Origin of the sequence: Photobacterium sp. SKA34 (assembly GCF_000153325.1) — a bacterium.
Taxonomy (GTDB): Bacteria; Pseudomonadota; Gammaproteobacteria; order Enterobacterales; family Vibrionaceae; genus Photobacterium.
On the sequence record NZ_AAOU01000028.1, the window covers coordinates 39,819 to 59,639 of the forward strand.

General features: G+C 42.0%; 20 protein-coding genes. 14 read left to right on the forward strand and 6 right to left on the reverse strand.

Annotated elements, in window-relative coordinates:
- Nucleotides 1–287: 287 nt before the first annotated feature.
- From aroK to dam, 4 genes are all read left to right on the forward strand, one after another.
- Nucleotides 288–806: a shikimate kinase AroK gene (aroK, locus tag SKA34_RS00645; protein WP_006643565.1), complete on the forward strand. Its 519-nt coding sequence runs from the start codon at nt 288–290 to the stop codon at nt 804–806.
- A 24-nt stretch (nt 807–830) separates the two neighbouring features.
- Nucleotides 831–1,910, forward strand: a complete 1,080-nt coding sequence (aroB, locus tag SKA34_RS00650; RefSeq protein WP_006643566.1) for a 3-dehydroquinate synthase — start codon at nt 831–833, stop codon at nt 1,908–1,910.
- A 13-nt stretch (nt 1,911–1,923) separates the two neighbouring features.
- The gene (locus SKA34_RS00655; protein WP_006643567.1) at nt 1,924–3,531 is read left to right on the forward strand and encodes an AAA family ATPase; all 1,608 of its coding nucleotides are present in this window, start codon (nt 1,924–1,926) and stop codon (nt 3,529–3,531) included.
- 114 nt (nt 3,532–3,645) lie between these two features.
- Nucleotides 3,646–4,503, forward strand: a complete 858-nt coding sequence (gene dam / locus SKA34_RS00660) for an adenine-specific DNA-methyltransferase (protein ID WP_006643568.1) — start codon at nt 3,646–3,648, stop codon at nt 4,501–4,503.
- Here the strand turns inward: dam and SKA34_RS00665 are convergent, their stop codons facing one another.
- Nucleotides 4,504–4,710: a DUF2970 domain-containing protein gene (locus SKA34_RS00665; protein WP_006643569.1), complete on the reverse strand. Its 207-nt coding sequence runs from the start codon at nt 4,708–4,710 to the stop codon at nt 4,504–4,506.
- A gap of 179 nt (nt 4,711–4,889) precedes the next feature.
- Here SKA34_RS00665 and rpe point away from each other — a divergent pair, with 179 nt between their 5' ends.
- From rpe to SKA34_RS00710, 9 genes are all read left to right on the forward strand, one after another.
- On the forward strand, nt 4,890–5,564 hold the full coding sequence (rpe, locus tag SKA34_RS00670) for a ribulose-phosphate 3-epimerase (RefSeq protein ID WP_006643570.1): 675 nt from the start codon (nt 4,890–4,892) through the stop codon (nt 5,562–5,564).
- Complete coding sequence (locus SKA34_RS00675) at nt 5,564–6,250, forward strand: phosphoglycolate phosphatase (RefSeq protein ID WP_006643571.1); 687 nt, start codon at nt 5,564–5,566, stop codon at nt 6,248–6,250. The genes rpe and SKA34_RS00675 overlap by 1 nt, the downstream gene beginning before the upstream one ends.
- A gap of 91 nt (nt 6,251–6,341) precedes the next feature.
- Complete coding sequence (gene trpS / locus SKA34_RS00680; protein WP_006643572.1) at nt 6,342–7,361, forward strand: tryptophan--tRNA ligase; 1,020 nt, start codon at nt 6,342–6,344, stop codon at nt 7,359–7,361.
- A gap of 234 nt (nt 7,362–7,595) precedes the next feature.
- Nucleotides 7,596–9,929: an ExeM/NucH family extracellular endonuclease gene (locus SKA34_RS00685; RefSeq protein ID WP_006643573.1), complete on the forward strand. Its 2,334-nt coding sequence runs from the start codon at nt 7,596–7,598 to the stop codon at nt 9,927–9,929.
- A gap of 105 nt (nt 9,930–10,034) precedes the next feature.
- Nucleotides 10,035–10,610: an aminodeoxychorismate/anthranilate synthase component II gene (locus SKA34_RS00690; RefSeq protein WP_006643574.1), complete on the forward strand. Its 576-nt coding sequence runs from the start codon at nt 10,035–10,037 to the stop codon at nt 10,608–10,610.
- 328 nt (nt 10,611–10,938) lie between these two features.
- Entirely contained in the window at nt 10,939–12,159 is a 1,221-nt protein-coding gene (locus SKA34_RS00695) for an aspartate aminotransferase family protein (RefSeq protein WP_006643575.1), read from the forward strand.
- 113 nt (nt 12,160–12,272) lie between these two features.
- Nucleotides 12,273–13,289: an arginine N-succinyltransferase gene (gene astA, locus SKA34_RS00700; protein ID WP_006643576.1), complete on the forward strand. Its 1,017-nt coding sequence runs from the start codon at nt 12,273–12,275 to the stop codon at nt 13,287–13,289.
- Nucleotides 13,290–13,316: 27 nt separating this feature from the next.
- Entirely contained in the window at nt 13,317–14,774 is a 1,458-nt protein-coding gene (gene astD / locus SKA34_RS00705) for a succinylglutamate-semialdehyde dehydrogenase (RefSeq protein WP_006643577.1), read from the forward strand.
- Between the two features lie 44 nt (nt 14,775–14,818).
- Nucleotides 14,819–15,607 carry a DUF1338 domain-containing protein gene (locus tag SKA34_RS00710; RefSeq protein WP_006643578.1) on the forward strand — a complete coding sequence of 263 codons (789 nt, stop codon included), beginning with the start codon at nt 14,819–14,821 and terminating at the stop codon, nt 15,605–15,607.
- Between the two features lie 56 nt (nt 15,608–15,663).
- Here the strand turns inward: SKA34_RS00710 and SKA34_RS00715 are convergent, their stop codons facing one another.
- Together SKA34_RS00715 and crp are read right to left on the reverse strand one after the other, a co-directional pair.
- Nucleotides 15,664–15,846 (reverse strand): hypothetical protein, encoded by a 183-nt coding sequence (locus tag SKA34_RS00715; RefSeq protein ID WP_039859448.1) that lies wholly within the window; start codon nt 15,844–15,846, stop codon nt 15,664–15,666.
- A 178-nt stretch (nt 15,847–16,024) separates the two neighbouring features.
- Nucleotides 16,025–16,657, reverse strand: coding sequence for a cAMP-activated global transcriptional regulator CRP (crp, locus tag SKA34_RS00720; protein ID WP_005371802.1), 633 nt, complete (start codon nt 16,655–16,657; stop codon nt 16,025–16,027).
- Between the two features lie 380 nt (nt 16,658–17,037).
- On the opposite strand from crp, the gene SKA34_RS00725 reads away from it, so the two are divergent.
- Nucleotides 17,038–17,442 (forward strand): OsmC family protein, encoded by a 405-nt coding sequence (locus SKA34_RS00725; protein WP_006643580.1) that lies wholly within the window; start codon nt 17,038–17,040, stop codon nt 17,440–17,442.
- Nucleotides 17,443–17,513: 71 nt separating this feature from the next.
- Here the strand turns inward: SKA34_RS00725 and SKA34_RS00730 are convergent, their stop codons facing one another.
- From SKA34_RS00730 to SKA34_RS00740, 3 genes are all read right to left on the reverse strand, one after another.
- Nucleotides 17,514–18,383, reverse strand: coding sequence for a phosphoribulokinase (locus tag SKA34_RS00730; RefSeq protein WP_006643581.1), 870 nt, complete (start codon nt 18,381–18,383; stop codon nt 17,514–17,516).
- 181 nt (nt 18,384–18,564) lie between these two features.
- Nucleotides 18,565–18,780 (reverse strand): YheU family protein, encoded by a 216-nt coding sequence (locus tag SKA34_RS00735; RefSeq protein WP_006643582.1) that lies wholly within the window; start codon nt 18,778–18,780, stop codon nt 18,565–18,567.
- A 60-nt stretch (nt 18,781–18,840) separates the two neighbouring features.
- Complete coding sequence (locus SKA34_RS00740) at nt 18,841–19,812, reverse strand: hydrolase (RefSeq protein ID WP_006643583.1); 972 nt, start codon at nt 19,810–19,812, stop codon at nt 18,841–18,843.
- Nucleotides 19,813–19,821 lie beyond the last annotated feature (9 nt).

Genomic DNA, 19,821 nt, shown 5'->3' on the forward strand with positions numbered 1-19,821 from the left:
TATATAATTATTATTTTGTCGTATTTACGCTCAGCGATAGCGGAATTACAAGGTTATTACGATTGACCTTAGACCGCTGCTGAGCCATTATGGCGACCTCTTTGGGTAGGACAGGCATAATAAAATACTGATTAGGAGTGACTAGTGCTTGCAATATAGCTATCAGTCCTGAGATAATTTTCTGTCTTATCACGAATTATATGTGAGGAACTTGGCGCCTCGGGCTTATTAATTAATAGAGCCTGCGGGTGGTGTCGTTTTATTAACCGCGCGTAAAATTGCTAAAAATGGCTGAAAAACGAAATATTTTCTTGGTCGGCCCAATGGGTGCCGGCAAAAGCACTATTGGTAGACACCTTGCACAGCAGCTGCATATGGAATTCTTTGACTCAGATACAGTTATTGAAGAACGTACAGGTGCTGATATTAGTTGGGTCTTTGATGTGGAAGGTGAAGACGGTTTCCGTGTTCGCGAAGAAACAGTTATCGACGATCTAACACAAGAGCAAGGCATTGTTCTGGCAACAGGTGGTGGTTCTGTTAAAACTAAAGAGAACCGTAATCGCCTTTCTGCACGTGGTATCGTAGTTTATCTAGAGACGACTATCGAGAAGCAACTTGCTCGAACTCAACGCGATAAAAAGCGTCCTCTACTTCAAACTGATACGCCTCGTGAGGTGCTGGAAGCACTCGCAGAAGAGCGCAATCCATTATATGAAGAAGTAGCTGACTACGTTGTTCGTACTGATGATCAAAGTGCGAAGGTAGTGGCGAACCAAATCATCAAAATGCTAGAAGAGCGTTAATCAACAAAAAGAGAGAAGCTGACCATGGAACGGATCAATGTCAATTTAGATGACAGAAGCTACCCTATTTCAATTGGCGCCGAGTTGTTTTGCAACTCGGCGTTGTTTGCATCTGCGATTCCTGCGGGAAAGCGGGTGGTAGTGGTCAGTAACGAAACTGTTGCTCCGCTGTATGCACAGCAAGTAATGGAAACCATCAGTTCATTAGAGTGCCAAGTGGCATTACTTTCTCTCCCTGATGGTGAACAATACAAAACGTTAGAGACTTTTGATCAAATCATGACTTTTTTACTTGATGGTAATTATGGTCGTGATGTTGTGATTGTAGCGCTTGGTGGCGGCGTCATTGGTGATGTCGTGGGCTTTGCTGCTGCAAGTTATCAACGTGGCGTAGACTTTATTCAAGTACCTACAACATTACTTTCTCAAGTGGACTCATCTGTTGGTGGCAAAACCGCAGTGAATCATCCATTGGGTAAAAATATGATAGGCGCTTTTTATCAGCCTAAGGCGGTAGTGATTGATAATCACTGCTTACAAACCCTACCTGAACGTGAGTTTGCGGCGGGAATGGCTGAAGTGATCAAGTATGGCATTATTGCCGATCACGACTTTTTTGTCTGGTTAGAAGACAACATTGAACGCTTACAAACACTCGATAACGATGCATTGTGTTATGCCATTGCACGTTGTTGTCAAATTAAGGCAGATGTTGTTGCGGCTGATGAAAAAGAATCAGGTGTACGAGCTTTACTTAATCTCGGTCATACATTTGGTCATGCGATTGAAGCAGAGATGGGCTATGGTAACTGGCTGCACGGCGAAGCGGTGTCGGCAGGCACAGTGCTAGCGGCTAAAACTGCTGCAATACAAGGCCTTATTAGTGATGACGATGTAGCGAGAATTATTCGACTGCATGAGCGAGCAAAGCTACCGGTAATCGCACCTGAAACAATGGGCTTCGATGATTTTATTAAGCACATGATGCGTGATAAAAAGGTATTATCTGGCCAATTACGATTGGTTCTACCGACATCCATTGGCAGTGCTGAAGTCGTGTCTAACGTGACACATGAAGTATTGCGGGATGTGATTAATCACTAAGTAGTGGTTAATCATGCGTAGCACACTAGAGGCAAAAAACTTGGATCTGGATAGCCAGATCCAGTTGCTCTCTCGAGTACAATTTATTACTCGATTTAGCTCTCATCTTCTTTTATTGAACGGTACGCAAGGCTCAGGAAAAACGTGGCTCGCGCATCAATACCTCGAAAACTATGCACAACATGCTGAGCAAGCATTGCTGACATGCACTGATGATCAAACACTACAGCAACAACGAACACTTCTGCTGCAACAATTTCATTCTACTCCGATGTTTAACGAGCAAGATTCGTTAAGTCAAAGTGCTGAGCATTTACTACCTGAAAAGATCAACTTCGTTATTATTATTGATAATGCACACTTTTTGGCGCCTGAATTACTTGCTGAATTATGGGCACTGGTTCGTCAAACAGAAATGCATTCTGGTTGGCAAATTAATGTATTGCTCTTTGCTGATCCTAATGTCATCACTCAGCCATTCGGTGATATTGTTCGTTCGATAGGGCCTGCTTTACTTGAGTTAGAAATTAATGAGTTAAGCCCGAATGAAATTAGTCAGTTTAGCGAGATGTTACTCAATGATGAGCAGCTCGGAAGCCAACATCGACGAGACATTAAGTCGCGATTAGCGAGAGTTGAACCTCGCCCTGGAGCATTACAACAATTTCCAAAACAGGACGTTACTGCTATGAGTAAAGGATCACGACGTTTACCCCCGACGCAACTGTTATTAGGGTTGATTGTTATAGTGTGCATCATCATTGTGGGATGGTTTGGATTTAAGGCATTACAAGAAACAAAAACAACCGACTCTCTTGCATCTGAGGCAGAGTCTATTGTGACCGATCCTATCGAGAGTACAGATATCGTTATGGATGAAAAACCATTACCGACAGATATCTATAGTGAAGGGCTAACGGTGGGGCGTGCTGAAAATGAAGCGCAACGGGTAGTTGTACCATCACCATTGATTGATGCGATGATTGATGAGCAACGTGTTGGCGGTACAGGGAAAAGTGCAGCCAAAGAATTTACGAAAGAGGTGCTATTCGTACCTGTTCAAAATGAGCCTGTTATATCTGATGGTGTAGCAACACAAACTCGCCATCAAGCTGCTTCAAATAATACAGTAATGCCTGAAGGTGAAAGGGACTTAACAGCTCCAAGCGCGTCAGCGACTAATATTACGCCAGATGATGTAAGCTCTTTACCTGCAGTTAAGGTTAGAAAGCCCGAAGTAAAGCGGTCTGCAACGGCAATGATTGTAAAGCCTGATAGTAAACCGCTACTGCCGAAAAAAGAGGTGGTAGCTCAAACGCCGATTAAGCTTGCCAATACGGCAGCGATACTGGCGATAAATAAAGGACATTACGCAATTCAATTGTCAGCTTCGATGAGCTGGAATGAAACTAAAGCCTTTGTTGAAAAGAATAAGATCCAGTCTTCTGCTCGTATTTATAAAACACGCCGAAAAGGCAAAATATGGTTTATTGTTATTTCAGGTGATTACACAACAGCCACTCGAGCACGTTCGGCAATAAAAGCCTTTCCGAAGCAATTAAAAGTGCTAAGCCCGTGGCCCAAACCATATCGAAAAATCCAGCAAGAAATAGAACGTTGAAAATAAAGCCATGAGGGCAGTTATTTACGTGAATTGGTATCGGTAGAGGGTAGAAATGAGGTACAATCCGCGACCTTTCGTGACAATATTGCTAGTGTTGGTGGGTTTAGCTTAATGAAAAAGCATCGTGCATTCCTAAAATGGGCTGGGGGTAAATACTCTCTCGTTGAGGATATTAAACGACATCTACCGCCTGCGCGTAAATTGGTTGAGCCTTTTGTTGGAGCGGGATCGGTTTTTCTTAATACCGATTACGACCATTACTTATTGGCCGATATCAATCCTGATCTGATCAATCTTTATAACATCCTCAAGCATGAGCCTGAACGCTATGTTGAAGATGCACGTAAACTTTTCACGCCTGAATACAATAATAAAGAAGCGTATTTGAAAATTCGTGAAGAATTTAATGCGAGTGATGATCCGTATTTACGCTCATTGTATTTCTTATACATGAACCGGCATGGTTTTAACGGCTTATGTCGTTATAACAAAAAAGGTGGTTTCAATGTACCATTCGGCTCGTATAAAAAACCTTATTTCCCTGAAGCTGAAATGTATTATTTCTCGGAAAAAGCAAAACGAGCCACGTTTGTCTGTGAAGGTTATCTCCAAACTTTTTCACGTGCGAGAAAAGGTTGTGTGGTGTACTGCGATCCGCCTTATGCGCCATTATCTAGCACAGCTAATTTTACCTCTTATTCAGGTAACGGCTTTAGCTTAGATGATCAGGCGACTCTTGCTGATGTTGCAGAAAAAGCGGCAGCAGAGAGAGATATTGCGGTGTTGATTTCTAACCACGATACTGCACTAACACGTCGCTTATACACAGGAGCAGACCTTTCTGTGGTTAAAGTAAAACGTACCATTAGCCGCAATGGTAGTGGGCGTAATAAGGTCGATGAACTTTTAGCCTTGTTCTCTGTTTCAAACACGGAGCAGACGCCCGTGTTTTCTTCTGAAGAAGAGTAATTATATCGCCGTTGCCCATTGCGCAACGGCAATGATTGCTATAATCATTGCGCCAATAACCCCCCCCCCCACAATAATAAATGGCCATGGGCTTGATTGCTTAAAATCATGCTGCCGATTATTGTCTGATTGGACGCCAAATAACGCTGCCAACACACTCGCAATAACTTGTAGTGGTGTGCTTTTCTTTAACTTAGTTATATTCATCTCGCCTCGTTTTATACTCTCCTTTACTGAGTGTAGTGGCTTGTCTCATCATTTTGATCAACTGAAGTAATAAATAAATCCATTGGGACAATATTTCGCGGTTCGGGTAGAATTATGGCAACTTATTGAACTTGGTTTTTCCAAGTATCAGGTTTTGTGTATCGAATAGAGGCAAGTACATGAAGAACTTCTTGATTGCTCCATCTATCTTATCGGCTGATTTTGCACGTTTGGGTGAAGACGTTGACAAGGTGTTAGCTGCCGGTGCAGACGTTATTCACTTTGATGTAATGGATAATCATTACGTGCCTAATTTAACGTTTGGTGCGCCTATCTGTAAGGCTCTTCGTGACTACGGTATTACCGCACCGATTGATGTGCATTTAATGGTAAAACCGGTGGATCGCATTATTCCTGATTTTGCTAAAGCTGGCGCAACGATGATCACGTTTCATGTTGAAGCGTCAGATCATGTTGACCGTACCTTGCAACTTATAAAAGAGAATGGTTGTAAAGCGGGTGTGGTTTTTAATCCAGCAACGCCACTTCACCACCTTGATTACATTATGGATAAAGTTGATATGATTTTATTGATGTCAGTGAATCCAGGCTTTGGTGGTCAATCTTTTATTCCATCAACACTTGATAAACTACGTGAAGTTCGTAAACGTATTGATGCATCAGGCCGTGATATTCGTCTTGAGATTGATGGTGGCGTGAAAGTTGATAATATTCGAGAAATTGCAGCAGCAGGCGCAGATATGTTTGTCGCAGGCTCAGCCATTTTTAATGAACCTGATTATAAAGTCGCGATAGACAAAATGCGCGCAGAATTGGCTGAGGCTAAATGCTAATGGTATTTGAAAACATCAAGTTTATAGCGTTTGATTTAGATGGCACATTACTCGATAGCGTACCTGATTTAGCGGATGCTGCAGATAAAACGATGCGTCATCTTGGACGAGAAGGCGTGACGGTAGAGCAAGTTACTACTTGGATCGGTAATGGTGCTGATATTTTAATTGGTCGCGCATTAAGCCGAAGTGTTGATGTCGATCCAGCGATTGATCCAGAACTGCAAAAAGAAGCTCGCCAATTATTTGATCACTACTACGAGCTTGGCGGTCATGTAAAAAGTGCATTGTATGCTGACGTAAAAGCGACACTCGCTGCATTTCATCAAGCGGGTATGTCAATGGCGATTGTGACCAATAAACCCTCGCAATTTGTCCCGCATTTACTTGAAGAGCATGGCATCAGCGAGTATTTTGTTGATGTGATTGGTGGTGATACTTTCCCACTGAAAAAACCAGATCCTTATGCACTGCATTGGTTAATGGAAAAACATAATATTGCCGCGTCTGAGATGTTAATGGTGGGGGATTCTCGCAATGATATCTTGGCAGCAAAAGCTGCAACATGCTATTCGTTGGGCTTAACCTATGGCTATAACTACGGTCAGCCTATTGCAGAGAGTGCACCTGATGTTGTGTGCGATCACTTCAAGCAATTAGCAAATGTGGTTAAACTAGGCGACTAGTACATTCCAGTGTACACTGGCTAACAAAGTAAAAAGCGGGAGTATACCTCTCGCTTTTCTATGAATAAGAAACTAACAGGATTGTCTGATCATGAGTAAACCCATTGTATTAAGTGGCGTACAGCCTTCTGGTGAATTAAGTATTGGTAACTACCTAGGTGCGCTGCGTCAGTGGGAACAGATGCAAGACGATTACGATTGCCAATACTGTGTGGTTGATTTGCATGCCATCACAGTACGTCAAGATCCTAAAGCGCTACATGAAGCAACGTTAGATGCATTAGCGATTTGTTTAGCGGTGGGTGTTGATCCACAAAAGAGCACGTTATTTGTTCAGTCACATGTGCCTGAGCATGCTCAACTAGGCTGGTTATTAAACTGTTACACCCAAATGGGTGAGCTTAGTCGTATGACGCAGTTTAAAGACAAATCAGCGCGTCATGCGAATGATGTAAACGTGGGCTTATTCGGTTACCCAGTATTGATGGCAGCTGATATTTTATTATATGGCGCACATCAAGTACCTGTAGGTAGCGATCAGAAGCAGCACTTAGAGTTAGCTCGTGATATTGCTACGCGTTTTAATAATCTGTATGGCACAGAAGAAAGTCCAATTTTCCAAATTCCTGAACCTTACATTCCATCGGTTGGTGCGCGTGTAATGAGCCTACAAGACGCGACTAAGAAAATGTCGAAGTCTGATGATAACCGTAAGAACGTGATCACTTTGTTGGAAGATCCAAAATCGATTCTTAAGAAGGTTAACAAAGCACAAACTGATGCAGAAACACCACCACGCATTGCATTTGACACAGAGAACAAAGCAGGGATCTCAAACCTAATGGGTCTGTATTCAGGCGCAACAGGTAAGACGTATGCTGAAATTGAAGCACAATATGCAGGCGTTGAAATGTATGGCCCATTTAAGAAAGATGTGGGTGAAGCATTAGTTGCTATGCTTGAGCCAGTACAAGCTGAATATCATCGTATTCGTGCTGATCGTGCTTACCTTGATAGCGTAATGAAGCAAGGTGCTGAAAAAGCCTCTGCACGTGCGGCTGAAGTACTGAAAAAAGCATACCAAGCGGTAGGTTTTGTCGCTCGCCCATAATTAAATCGATACTTATATAAAAAGCAGAGCTTCGGCTCTGCTTTTTTAGTTCTGAATGAAGTATTTGGAACCGAATGTCGTTGCTATTTTTTATCAATATCTTTGTGTAGTATCTCAAGTTGTTGAGAAAAAACCATTCATACGCTGAATGGTTTGTCTATGCCGTCACATTAATGCATATGACTGATCATAATAATAGATGTCTTTTTAATGTAGATAAAAGGATTACTTATTATGAAGGCGTTAACGGCAACCCTTGCGGTGGCTCTCTCTTCTCTTTCCATATCGGCATGCGCAAGCCAGTTTAGCTGCGATGGACAGACTCTCACGTCAATTATGGAGGTTAGAGAGCAAGTTAAATCTCATGCTACACCCAATCAAAGTCCGACTTATTGGGTTGAAGGTATTGTGACTAAAACGACCTCTTCATTGTACAAGGGCTTTTTCTTTCAGGATCCAGTGGGAGATAATAATCCAAATACCTCCGATGGTATCTTTGCTTATACTTCTTCTAATGGTATCGATGGATTAGCTGTAGGTGATAAAGTCTGTGTTGAGGCTAAGGCAAAACAGTTTCATGGGATGACTCAGTTAACTGTAAAGCTGGGACACATTGAGAATAAAGGATTAGCACCGCAACCAATTCGAGCAACTGATATTGTTGTTGGAAGTAAAGAAAGCTTGTCAAAAGCGATGGATCGTTACCAAGGGATGTTAGTAAAAATCGTACCTGAAAGTGACTTACGTATCACGCGTAATTTTGGTTTTGATTTCAGCTCAAGACGCAACAACATGGTACTTTCTCACCAATCACCACTAATAAAGCCGACCCAACTGTTTGTTGCTGAAACTGAACAAGTGACAAAGCAAGTTGAAGCTAATACCAATAACCAACTTTATATCGACACCGATCAGTACCCAGCGAATGGTGTTATCCCTTATTTTCCTGGCTTTGATGCACAGCAAGGCTATTTGCGTATTGGCGATCGAGTTGAGAATTTAGAAGGTGTCATAGCATACAGTTATCGTCAGCACCGCTTATTACCAACCAATACCGTCAGCCCTAGCGATTTTGTTCATTTTAATGATCGCACGTCTGCACCACAGGTGATTACAGACAGTAATCTTAAAGTGGCGAGCTTCAATGTTTTAAACTTTTTTACAAGTCACAGTGATATTGGTGGCAGCCTCAACCCAACCTGCAAAGATCAAGCCGATGCTGACGCTGCTAAAGGGTGTAATCGAGGGGCAAAAACGGCGGCAGAATTTGAATTGCAGCGAACCAAAATTGTTAATGCGTTAACGGCTATGGATGCCGATATTATCGGCATAATGGAAATGGAGAATAACGGTTTTGGTAAAAACAGTGCAATTAAGAATCTAGTTGATGAACTTAATCTGCATTTTAATGACAGCAGTGATCATTACCAATTTGTCGAGATTAACGATAAGGATAAGAATAAAGGTAAGTTCTTTGGTTCTGATGCGATTATGGTTGCAATGCTTTATCGTCCAAGCAAAGTGACACCGATTAAAGATGCGCAAGTTATTCGCATGCCATCGCAACATATGAGTGCGACAAACGCTGAAGGTGAAGGTGTTAAGATTGATGCATATCAGCGTGATACTCTTTTACAACAGTTTGCTATTAATGGTGCGAAGAAAAAGAGTCAATTAACTATTGTCGTTAACCATCTTAAATCCAAAGGTTCAGGCTGTTATGAAGATTGGTTGAATGAACAAAAAGATAAGGACTACCAAAACATTCAAGGTAACTGTAACGATTTTCGTGTTTCTGCTGCGATGGTCTTAGCTGATAGGTTGAAGACAATTTCTGGTGATGTTTTAGTTATGGGGGATATGAATGCTTATGGTATGGAAGATCCTATCCGTGTGTTAACACAATACAAGCCAAAGCAATATCAACGAAAAATCATGTCAGCCTCAGGCACTTTCATTGGTGATCAATCCCTGCATCCTGAAGGCATTGTGGCTTCAAAAGGACTGGGTCTAGTCAACTTAGCGACTAAATGGCACGGTGCTGACAGCTACTCTTACAGTTATAATGGTGAATTAGGCAGTTTAGATCATGCTTTAGCATCTCGCTCCTTACTTAAAAAAGTGCGTGGTATTGAAGACTGGCATATTAACTCTGTAGAAAATAGCTTATTTGAATACAGTAATAAATATAGTGGTGATCTAGTTAAATCAACAGGTCCATACTCTGCATCAGATCATGATCCCGTGATCATAAACTTTGCTTACCCAATGGCAAAAGCCTCTTTTCAAATCACATTTGTTAATAATAGTAATCAGCCTCTTTACCCTGTTTTCAATTCTTATTATTGGGATAGTACTAAACCGTGGTTAATGAAGGGGCAGCAACGCCGTTATTCGAAAAAGGATAACTTTTTAAAACATGTAGGTATTAAAAGCGGTGATAAAGTATCACTAAGTGTCTTAGCTTCAGGGGTTTATGATGTTCCTTGTAGCAATGTACCAGTAGAACTAAGTGGAAAACTGAAAGCTATTTATAATGGTAAGACATGTCGTATTGAGCATTTTTAATTTACCTCGATGATAAATATCATAAAGGCAGGTTCATGATGAGCTTGCCTTTATTATTTTGTATTGCACAATAGGGCGCAGAATATCAAAGGCCCTTGTTGTAGCATGCTATTAATTATCGATAACTATGATTCATTTACTTATAACCTTTATCAATACTTTTGTGAGTTAGGCGTTGAGGTTAAGGTTGTCCGTAATGATGAGATTGATCTCGCAGGTATTGAGGCGTTAGTGCCCACCCATCTAGTTATCTCTCCAGGGCCTTGTACCCCAAATGAAGCGGGGATATCACTACAAGCCATTGAATACTTTGCAGGTAAATTACCTATTTTAGGGGTATGCTTAGGTCATCAATCGTTAGCACAAGCTTTCGGTGGGGATGTAGTACGAGCAAGACAAGTGATGCATGGTAAAACCTCTCCGATCAAGCACAATAATACCAGTGTGTTTGAAGGGTTAAATAACCCATTAACTGTGACTCGTTATCATTCCTTAGTCGTTAAACAAGATACGCTGCCAGATTGCTTTAACATCACGGCATGGACTGAGCGCGAGGGGCAGTTTGATGAAATTATGGGAATCGCTCATAAAACGTTACCATTAGAAGGGGTGCAATTTCATCCAGAGAGTATTCTAACGGAGCAAGGGCACGCCTTATTAGCCAACTTTCTTAAGCGTTAAATTTCGAATTAAATCGCGATTTTTATTATATTTCGTTCTTAAAATCGCGATATCACCCACATCTCTTATATTTTTACACTTCTAACTCTCATTTATTGAAATTGCAAAGCTATTCACTAGCATATTTCTCTGTGCTATTGATTTCCTGATAGGAAACACACCTTTCTGTCTTAGTTAGTTAATAAACTTGCCGAGATAACGCATAACTATGTCAGTTTTATCAAAAACTTTATCGTTGCCCAAGAGCAAAAAAAATATTCTGCTATTGGCAAAGGTTAATAAAATGTAAATACTATGATTATAGCGTTATACACAGAAGGATAATGTGATGACTACAGAGCAAAGAGTAGAACGTAATTTATTTGATAAGGTAATGGTACCTTGTTATTCACCTATGGCTGAGATCCCAGTACGTGGCAGTGGTGCGCGAGTATGGGATCAACATGATCGTGAATATGTCGATTTTGCCGGTGGAATTGCGGTGAGTTGTCTGGGTCATTGCCATCCTATTATGGTTAACGCATTAAAAGATCAAGCCGATAAATTATGGCACTTAAGTAATGTGTTAACCAATGAACCCGCATTGCGTTTAGCGAAAAAGCTCACTGAGTTATGTTTTGCTGACAAAGTCTTTTTTGCTAACTCTGGTGCTGAAGCTAACGAAGCGGCACTGAAATTGGCTCGCCGTTATGCGGTCGATAAGTTTAGTGCTGAAAAAGATCAAATTATTGCCTTTCATCAAGGTTTCCACGGTCGTACTTTTTTCACCGTTACTGTTGGTGGGCAAGAAGCTTACTCAGATGGTTTTGGTCCTAAACCTCAAGCGGTAACGCATATTCCTTACAATGACTTATCAGCTTTAGCTGAGATTATGTCTGAGCGAACTTGTGCGGTGATGATGGAGCCATTACAAGGTGAAGGAGGTTTGGTTAGCCCGAGCGTTGAGTTTGTTCAGGGTGTGCGTGAATTATGTGATAAGCACCAAGCCCTATTGATATTTGATGAAGTCCAAACTGGCAATGGTCGTACTGGTGATTTTTATGCCTATCAAGGTTTAGGTGTAACACCAGATATTTTAACGACGGCTAAGTCACTGGGTGGTGGTTTCCCAATTGGTGCAATGCTTACTACAACAGAATTAGCAGAGCATTTAAAAGTCGGTACTCATGGCTCAACGTATGGTGGTAATCCGTTAGCATGCGCTGTCGCGGAAGCGGTAATTAATGAAGTGAGTAAACCTGATGTGTTAGCTGGAGTGAAAGAGCGTGAACAATGGTTCCGTGAAGGGCTTACAGCTATTAATGCTAAATACCCAATTTTTGCTGAGATCCGCGGTAAAGGTTTACTGCTGGGAGCGTCTCTCACAGAAGAGTGGCAAGGTCGTGCGCGTGACATTCTTGTTCAAGCCGGTAAAGAAGGCTTAATGATGTTAGTTGCAGGTACGAGTGTTGTGCGCTTTACGCCATCGTTAGTGATTGAAAAAGCCGATGTGGATGAAGGTATGGCTCGTCTAGAACGTGCTATCGCAACACTCTACAACGCCGAGTAATCTTACTTTACATTGCTGCTGGCAGTTGGGGGAACGACTGCCAGTTGCCTTGATCTTATTGTTATCCATCGAGTTAGTGGCAATGGTCACTACCTGCATCAGGAGGGAAGTCGATGCTGGTTATTCGTCCTATCATCGCTGATGATTATTCTGCACTCATGCAGTGCGCTGAAGAATCGGGTCATGGTTTTACTTCATTACCTGTTAACGAAGAAATGCTTCGTAACCGCATCGCTCATTCAGAGCGTAGCTTTGCAAAACATGTCGTTCGCCCAGAGGATGAAGGCTACCTGATGGTCGCTGAAGATACAGATACCGGCGAGATAGCAGGTACCACAGCCATTGAAGCGTCGATTGGCTTAGAAGCCCCTTTTTATAACTATCATCTAAGTACTGTGGTTCATGCCTCGCGTCGATTAGGGGTGCACAATACCGTACAGTTATTGACATTAGGTAATCACTACACCGGAGATACCGAGCTTTGTACATTATTTTTACGTACACCGTGGCGTGAAGGTTTAAATGGTCGTCTATTGTCTAAAGCGCGCTTTTTAATGATGGCAGAGCATCGTCATCGTTTCGCTGATGTGGTATTTGCCGAAATGCGCGGTGTTTCCGATGAAAAAGGGAACTCACCTTTTTGGCAATGGCTAAAAGATAACTTTTTCTCGATTGATTTTATTCATGCTGATTATCTAACGGGTATAGGAGCAAAAGGCTTTATTGCGGACTTAATGCCTAAACTTCCGATATACGTCAATTTACTGAGCCAAGAAGCCCAAGCGGTCATCGGTCAAGTTCATGACAACACTCGTCCTGCATTACGCTTGCTAGAAAATGAAGGTTTTTCATGCCGTGGTTATGTCGATATTTTTGATGCAGGCCCTACGGTTGAATGTGATGTACGTAATGTGGAAACGGTTCGCCATTCAAAGCGTTATATCGTTGAAATTAACGATCATCAAAGTGAACAGCAGTGCTTAGTAGCGAATACATCATTTACTGATTTTCGTGCTGTTGCGAGCCCACTGGAAATTAATGATAAAGCGCAAACCGTGGTTATGACGCAAGAGGTCGCAGATACTCTCATGGTTAATACAGGTGAGCCTGTGCGTTTTATTGAGCTGTAAAACTACGAAAAAAGAGGGGAGAGAAGTATGAGTCAATGGATTGCGGGTCAGTGGGTCGATGGTTTAGGTGATGAGATAACATCGCTCAACCCCTTTACTGATGAAGTAATTTGGCAAGGCCGAGCCGCGACAGGTGAGCAAGTCTCGCAAGCGGTGAATGCTGCGCGTGAAGCGTTACTTCAATGGCGTCATACTCCCCTTGTTGAGCGTCAAGCCATCGTGGAACAATTTGCCGAGTTGGTGAAAACCAATAGTGAAAATATTGCCATTACGATAGCTGAAGAAACGGGTAAACCGTTATGGGAAACGCGAACAGAAGCAGCAGCAATGGTGGGGAAAGTGGCGATTTCTTTACGTGCTTACCATGAACGCACTGGCCAACGTGAGAAAGATCTTGCTGGCACGATAGCGGTTGTTCGTCATCGACCATTAGGAGTGATGGCTGTATTTGGGCCCTATAATTTCCCCGGTCATTTACCTAATGGTCATATCGTACCTGCACTGCTTGCGGGGAATACGGTGGTATTCAAACCTTCTGAGTTAACGCCTAAAACGGCTGAAATTGTAATGAAACTCTGGCAACAAGCAGGATTACCTGATGGGGTTATTAATCTTGTGCAGGGGGATCGCTCTACTGGAGAGGCGCTCGCCGTTTCAAAAGATATTGATGGTTTATTGTTTACTGGCAGCGCCAATACTGGGCATATTCTGCATCGCCAATTTGCAGGTCAGCCGGGTAAGATGCTGGCATTAGAAATGGGGGGCAATAACCCCATGGTGATCTCCAATGCTTATGGTGATCTCAATGCTACCGTTTATACCATTTTACAATCTGCTTTTATCAGCGCAGGACAACGTTGTACTTGTGCTCGCCGACTATACTTACCTTTGGGTAGCGCAGGGGATGCGTTGTTGGCTGCTTTATTGGAAGCAACCAAAGCGATAGTGGTCGATGGACCATTTGCCGAGCCTGCGCCGTTTATGGGGCCTCAAATCTCTCACCAAGCAGCAGACAATATTGTGCAAACTCAGCGACAATTAGTATCGCTTGGTGGTGAAGTATTGGTAGAGGCAAAGCGCGGACAAGGAGCGGTGGTTACACCGGGAATCATTGATGTTACGAATATCGAAAATTTACCCGATGAAGAATATTTTGGGCCATTATTGCAGGTAGTACGTTATCAAGATCTCGCTCAAGCGGTTCGATTGGCAAATGACACCCGTTATGGCTTATCAGCAGGGCTTGTATCAACCGATGATAGTGAATGGCAATATTTTATCGATCATATTCGTGCAGGGATTGTAAATCGTAATCGCCAGTTAACGGGAGCGAGTGGAGATGCGCCGTTTGGTGGTCCAGGAGCGTCTGGTAATTTACGTCCAAGTGCATACTACGCTGCTGATTATTGTGCTTACCCAATGGCATCAATGGAAGGTGAAGCAACATGCTTACCTGAGCAGTTATCTCCGGGTATTTTACTCTGAGGCTAATAGGTTCACTGTGTTATTTACAGTAAGGATTGTGCAGCATGGAACAATTATTTACCGCGTTATGGCAAGATTATACTCAGCGATTATGTCCTTCAGCGCTGAGTATTCGGCAATTACTTACCGAAGATGCGCCACTTAAAAATGATCATATTGCGTTACGTACCTTTGCACTACCGAAATGTGGTTTAGCAAGGTTAGCGGCCCCTTTTATTGCGGTAGGTTATAAACCCAAAGGTCAATACCATTTCAAAGCGAAAAAACTATATGCAGAGCACTTTGAACATCCCGATCCTGATGCGCCTAAAGTATTTATTAGTGAACTGCAATTAGGCTTATGTTCAACAGAGTTGCAAACAGAAGTACGGCAGCTTGTAGATCAAGTTGATGATGACTATTTTGCCAATCCTGCTTTTCTCTCTCAAGGTAAACCATGGCAATTAAGTCGTGATAGTTATCAGCTTTTAAATGCAGAAAGTGAATATGCAGGATGGGTAGCAGCACATGGTTTTGGTGCCAATCATTTTACCGTCGACATTAATCAGCTTGAGCAATTTAATGAAATCTCTGAAGTGAACCATTTTCTTGAATCGAGTGGTTTTGATATTAATCAGGCAGGCGGTGCAGTAAAAGGTGATCCTACTGTAATGCTAGAGCAATCAGCAACCATGGCTGATAAAGTCATGGTCACATTTTCTGATGGTGAGATGTTAGTCTCTGGTGGATTTTATGAGTTTGCTAAACGCTATCTACAGCCTGATGGTGAGGTTTATAGCGGGTTTGTTGAAGCTTCGGCAGATAAGATCTTTGAGAGTACTTATAACTCTTGAACGGTGTAAGCGATGCAAGAAAAAAGCAGCCATTTGGCTGCTTTTTTTTGAATCTGTTAACTGTCGAGGGGCGATCCCCAAATACCACTGTCTTCAGCAGGACAACGTCGTAGTCCTGTTTGTTGTTCAAGATAACAACGGTGATCGCTAAAACCTGTCATTTCAATCGTGGTTGGCTGAGGATTTATTACACCAGGAACGGTGGTACAGCGATTTGGGGCAAAGCGTTCAATATCCATATAAAACCAAGAAAAGATGAAGTCCATTCATTGCTTGAATGTAGCATTTAATTTGAGCAATACAAATTAATTAATGACACACTTTTTAAAGGTATTTATGGGTTGGATTATTAATTAATAAGAAATAAAAAAGCCGCAACAAAGTGCGGCTTTTTTGTACGGCTAAAGACGTTAAAAATTAACGCGTACCGTAAACAACAATCGTCTTACCATGAGCAGAGATAAGGTTCTGCTCTTCAAGCATTTTCAGAATACGACCAACTGTTTCACGAGAACAGCCAACAATTTGACCGATTTCTTGACGAGTGATCTTAATCTGCATGCCATCAGGGTGCGTCATTGCATCTGGCTGTTTTGCAAGATTTAGCAATGTCTGTGCGATACGGCCTGTAACATCTAAAAATGCCAAATCACCTACTTTCTGGCTTGTCACTTGAAGGCGACTTGCCATTTGAGCAGATAAGCGCATCAGAATATCAGGATTGACTTGAATTAACTGACGGAATTTTTTAAATGAAATTTCTGCTACTTCACAAGGACTTTTCGCACGAACCCAAGCAGTACGCTCTTGATCTTCTTCGAATAAGCCAAGCTCACCAATAAAGTCACCTTGGTTTAGGTAAGAAAGGATCATCTCCTTACCTTCTTCATCCTTGATTAGTACAGCAACAGAACCCTTCACAATGTAATACAACGTTTCTGCTTTCTCACCTGCGTGGATCAGCGTACTTTTCGATGGGTACTTGTGAATATGACAATGGGAAAGAAACCACTCTAAAGTTGGATCTGTTTGCGGTTTACCTGGAACCATATTACTAACTTCCTCTGCATTTGTTGCCCAACAGCATTGGTCTCTTTTCTAAGTTTTATGACAAGAAAAAAAACTGCCTACTGACAGGGTATCCATTCAGCCGCTGGGCTGCAAGCTAACTTGAATAAGTTAGAGTGTATCCTTTTTCTACGCCTTTTTCTTGATATTGATCTAGTAGATTCGTTCATTTCATATGGATAACTGTGCACGGGATCACAATGCGGCGAGATAGTTTTAAGCTGTGTGATAAGTAAAGCTTATTACGACGATTTTTAGTGAGAAAAAAAGTTTGTCATTAAGGAGGTGAATTAGAATTTACATTCATTATTTTATCAATAAAACTAGAGATAATTATTGGGTGTTTGAATAAGGATTAAACGATGCAGTCCCGAGTAAAATGGGTAGAAGATATGACTTTTTTAGGTCAATCTAGTTCCGGTCATAGTGTAGTCATGGATGGTAATGGAGGGGATAAAGCCCCAAGTGCGATGGAATTAGTATTAATGGCGGCGGGAGGGTGTAGTTCAGTAGATGTTGTCAGTGGTTTACAATCCCAAGCACAAAATATTGTTGGTTGTGAAGTTCTGATTTCAGCTGAGCGTCGAGAGCAAGCCCCGCGTTTATTTACCGAAGCCAATTTACATTTTATCATCTCTGGTTTTGATTTAAATGAAACTTTAGTGGCTAACACCATTGCTGATTCTTTAGATAAATATTGCTCTGTATGCTTAATGATTGGTGAAAAGGTTAAGTTGACTCATTCGCATGAAATCATCACTGCCTAATAATAATGATTGAGATAAAAAGGTTGGTGTTTTCGCCAACCTTTTTCTATTTATTTTTGTTTTGTGCAGATTTAACTGATTTTCCCCGTATTAATCAGTTTCTCGATAAGTGGACGCATGATCAATTCCATGGCAAAGCTCATTTTTCCGCCAGGGACGACAAGTGTGTTATGACGTGACATAAATGAGCCTTGGATCATGGAAAGTAAATACGGAAAATCGACATTATTTAAACCGCGAAATCGGATCACAACAAAGCTTTCATCCAAGCTAGGGATCCCTTTGGCACTCACAGGGTTTGAGGTATCAACGGTTGGTACTCGTTGAAAGTTGATATGTGTACGTGAAAATTGTGGGGTTAAGTAATTTAAGTAATCGTCCATGGAGCGAACGATAGACTCCATCACCGCTTCGCGAGAATGCCCACGATCTCTAGTGTCACGAACAATTTTTTGGATCCACTCCAAGTTCACAATCGGTACCATGCCAATTAAGAGATCGACATGTTGTGCAACATGTACTTCGCCATCAACAACCCCACCATGTAAACCTTCATAAAAGAGTAAATCGGTGTTTTCTGCTAACTGTTGCCACGGGGTAAACGTCCCTGGCATTTGGTTGTAGGGTACGGCTTCGTCAAATGTGTGAAGATAACGGCGAAAGCGGCCAGTGCCATCTTCACCATATTGTTTGAAAAATTGCTCTAATTGGGCAAAGTCATTGGCTTCTGAGCCAAAATAGCTGATATGTCGACCTTGCTCTTTAGCTTTGCGGATCTCAGTGTCCATTTCAGGGCGGGTATAGCGATGGAAGCTATCGCCTTCTAGCCATGCCGCATTAATGTTCATCATATTGAACATCTTTCGGAATGCTTCAGAAGTCGTAGTGGTTCCTGCTCCTGATGAACCAGTAACTGCAATAATAGGATGTTTTGCAGACATGACTAACCTTGTCGTTGTTGATTATCGGAAGATAAATGAGAAAGCAGGCAATATTCAAATTACCTGATCGGGCAATCATGCTACTACAAGTTAACAAGGATGTCGGGATTGAAAAGTGAAACTGCTAGCGGAGGCAAGTTTTGAGTCGTAACTCTCTAATCACGACTCACATTGATAAAAATTATTTCAACTGATTACGTAATTTTATGTCGACAGATTCATGTAATTCAGAAAATACAATCACAGCATCACCGGATTTCAGTTGCTGCATCACGTAATTCACTTTGTTTTCTAAGCTCATTTCAACTTCACCGTAATCCGTACCTTCACGCAGCACAAATTGTTCAATTAGGTTAGTCAGTGTTTCTGGGGCGATATCTTGCCAAGGAATGATCATTTAATGTCTCGTCGACTGTGTTACTCATAGGTGCAGTATATGATAAAAATATCACTAGCCCTATTGGGGTGTGGTGAGTTTGGTTTTGAACCATGTTGGAATGCTGTGTTCGAGCCAAAATGTCGGTTTAAAAATTGAACCACTAACAAATCCAACATGGCCGCCTTTATCATATAGGTTGTAGTCGATATTACTCGGCAATGGCTGCGAAGGGATCACCGATTCGGTCATGAACGGATCGTCTTTGGCATGAATAATCCGCAGTGGTGTACTGATCAAGTTGAGCTGTTTAAGGCCACTACAACGTTGATAATAATCGTCAGCATCAATAAAACCATGGAGAGGGGCGGTAATGTGCTGATCAAATTGCCATACCGTATTTATCGCCTCTAATTGCAGGTGGGTGATGGGCATTTTGTCTTGATGAAGTGTTATTCGTTTTGCCATTGTGCGTTTCATCGAGCTGAGTAGATATTGCTGATAGATCTTAGAAAAACCTTGTTGAATACGTGCCGAGCATGAGGCTAAATTTAATGGAGGAGATACCGCTTGAGCGGCAATAAGATCACTGTCATCACCATATTTTGCCAGGTAGTTAATCAGCATGTTGCCGCCAAGGGATACTCCCACTGCGATAAAAGGCCGTTGGGGGAATTGCTCACGTAACCATGTAATGAAAAAGCGTGCATCACTAACTTCACCTGAGTGATAGCCTCTAGGTTGACGGTTTAGCTCACCGCTGCAGCCTCTAAAATGCATCATAACCCCAAGCCAACCTTGTTGTTTTGCAGCATACAATAGTCCATTGGCATATGGACTACGGAAACTACCTTCTAAACCATGAAACAGGATCATCAATGGTTTGCTATCGTCTGTAGGAGATTCTGTCCAAGCGAGATCAAGAAAGTCATCATCAGGCGTGGTCAGTCGTTGCGTCACTGGTGTAAATAGTGGCTGGCGACGAACAAATCGCGGTAGTAAGGTTTGAATATGTGGATTTTGTAATCCTGATGCTGGCGTAAATTGAGACATGAATATCCT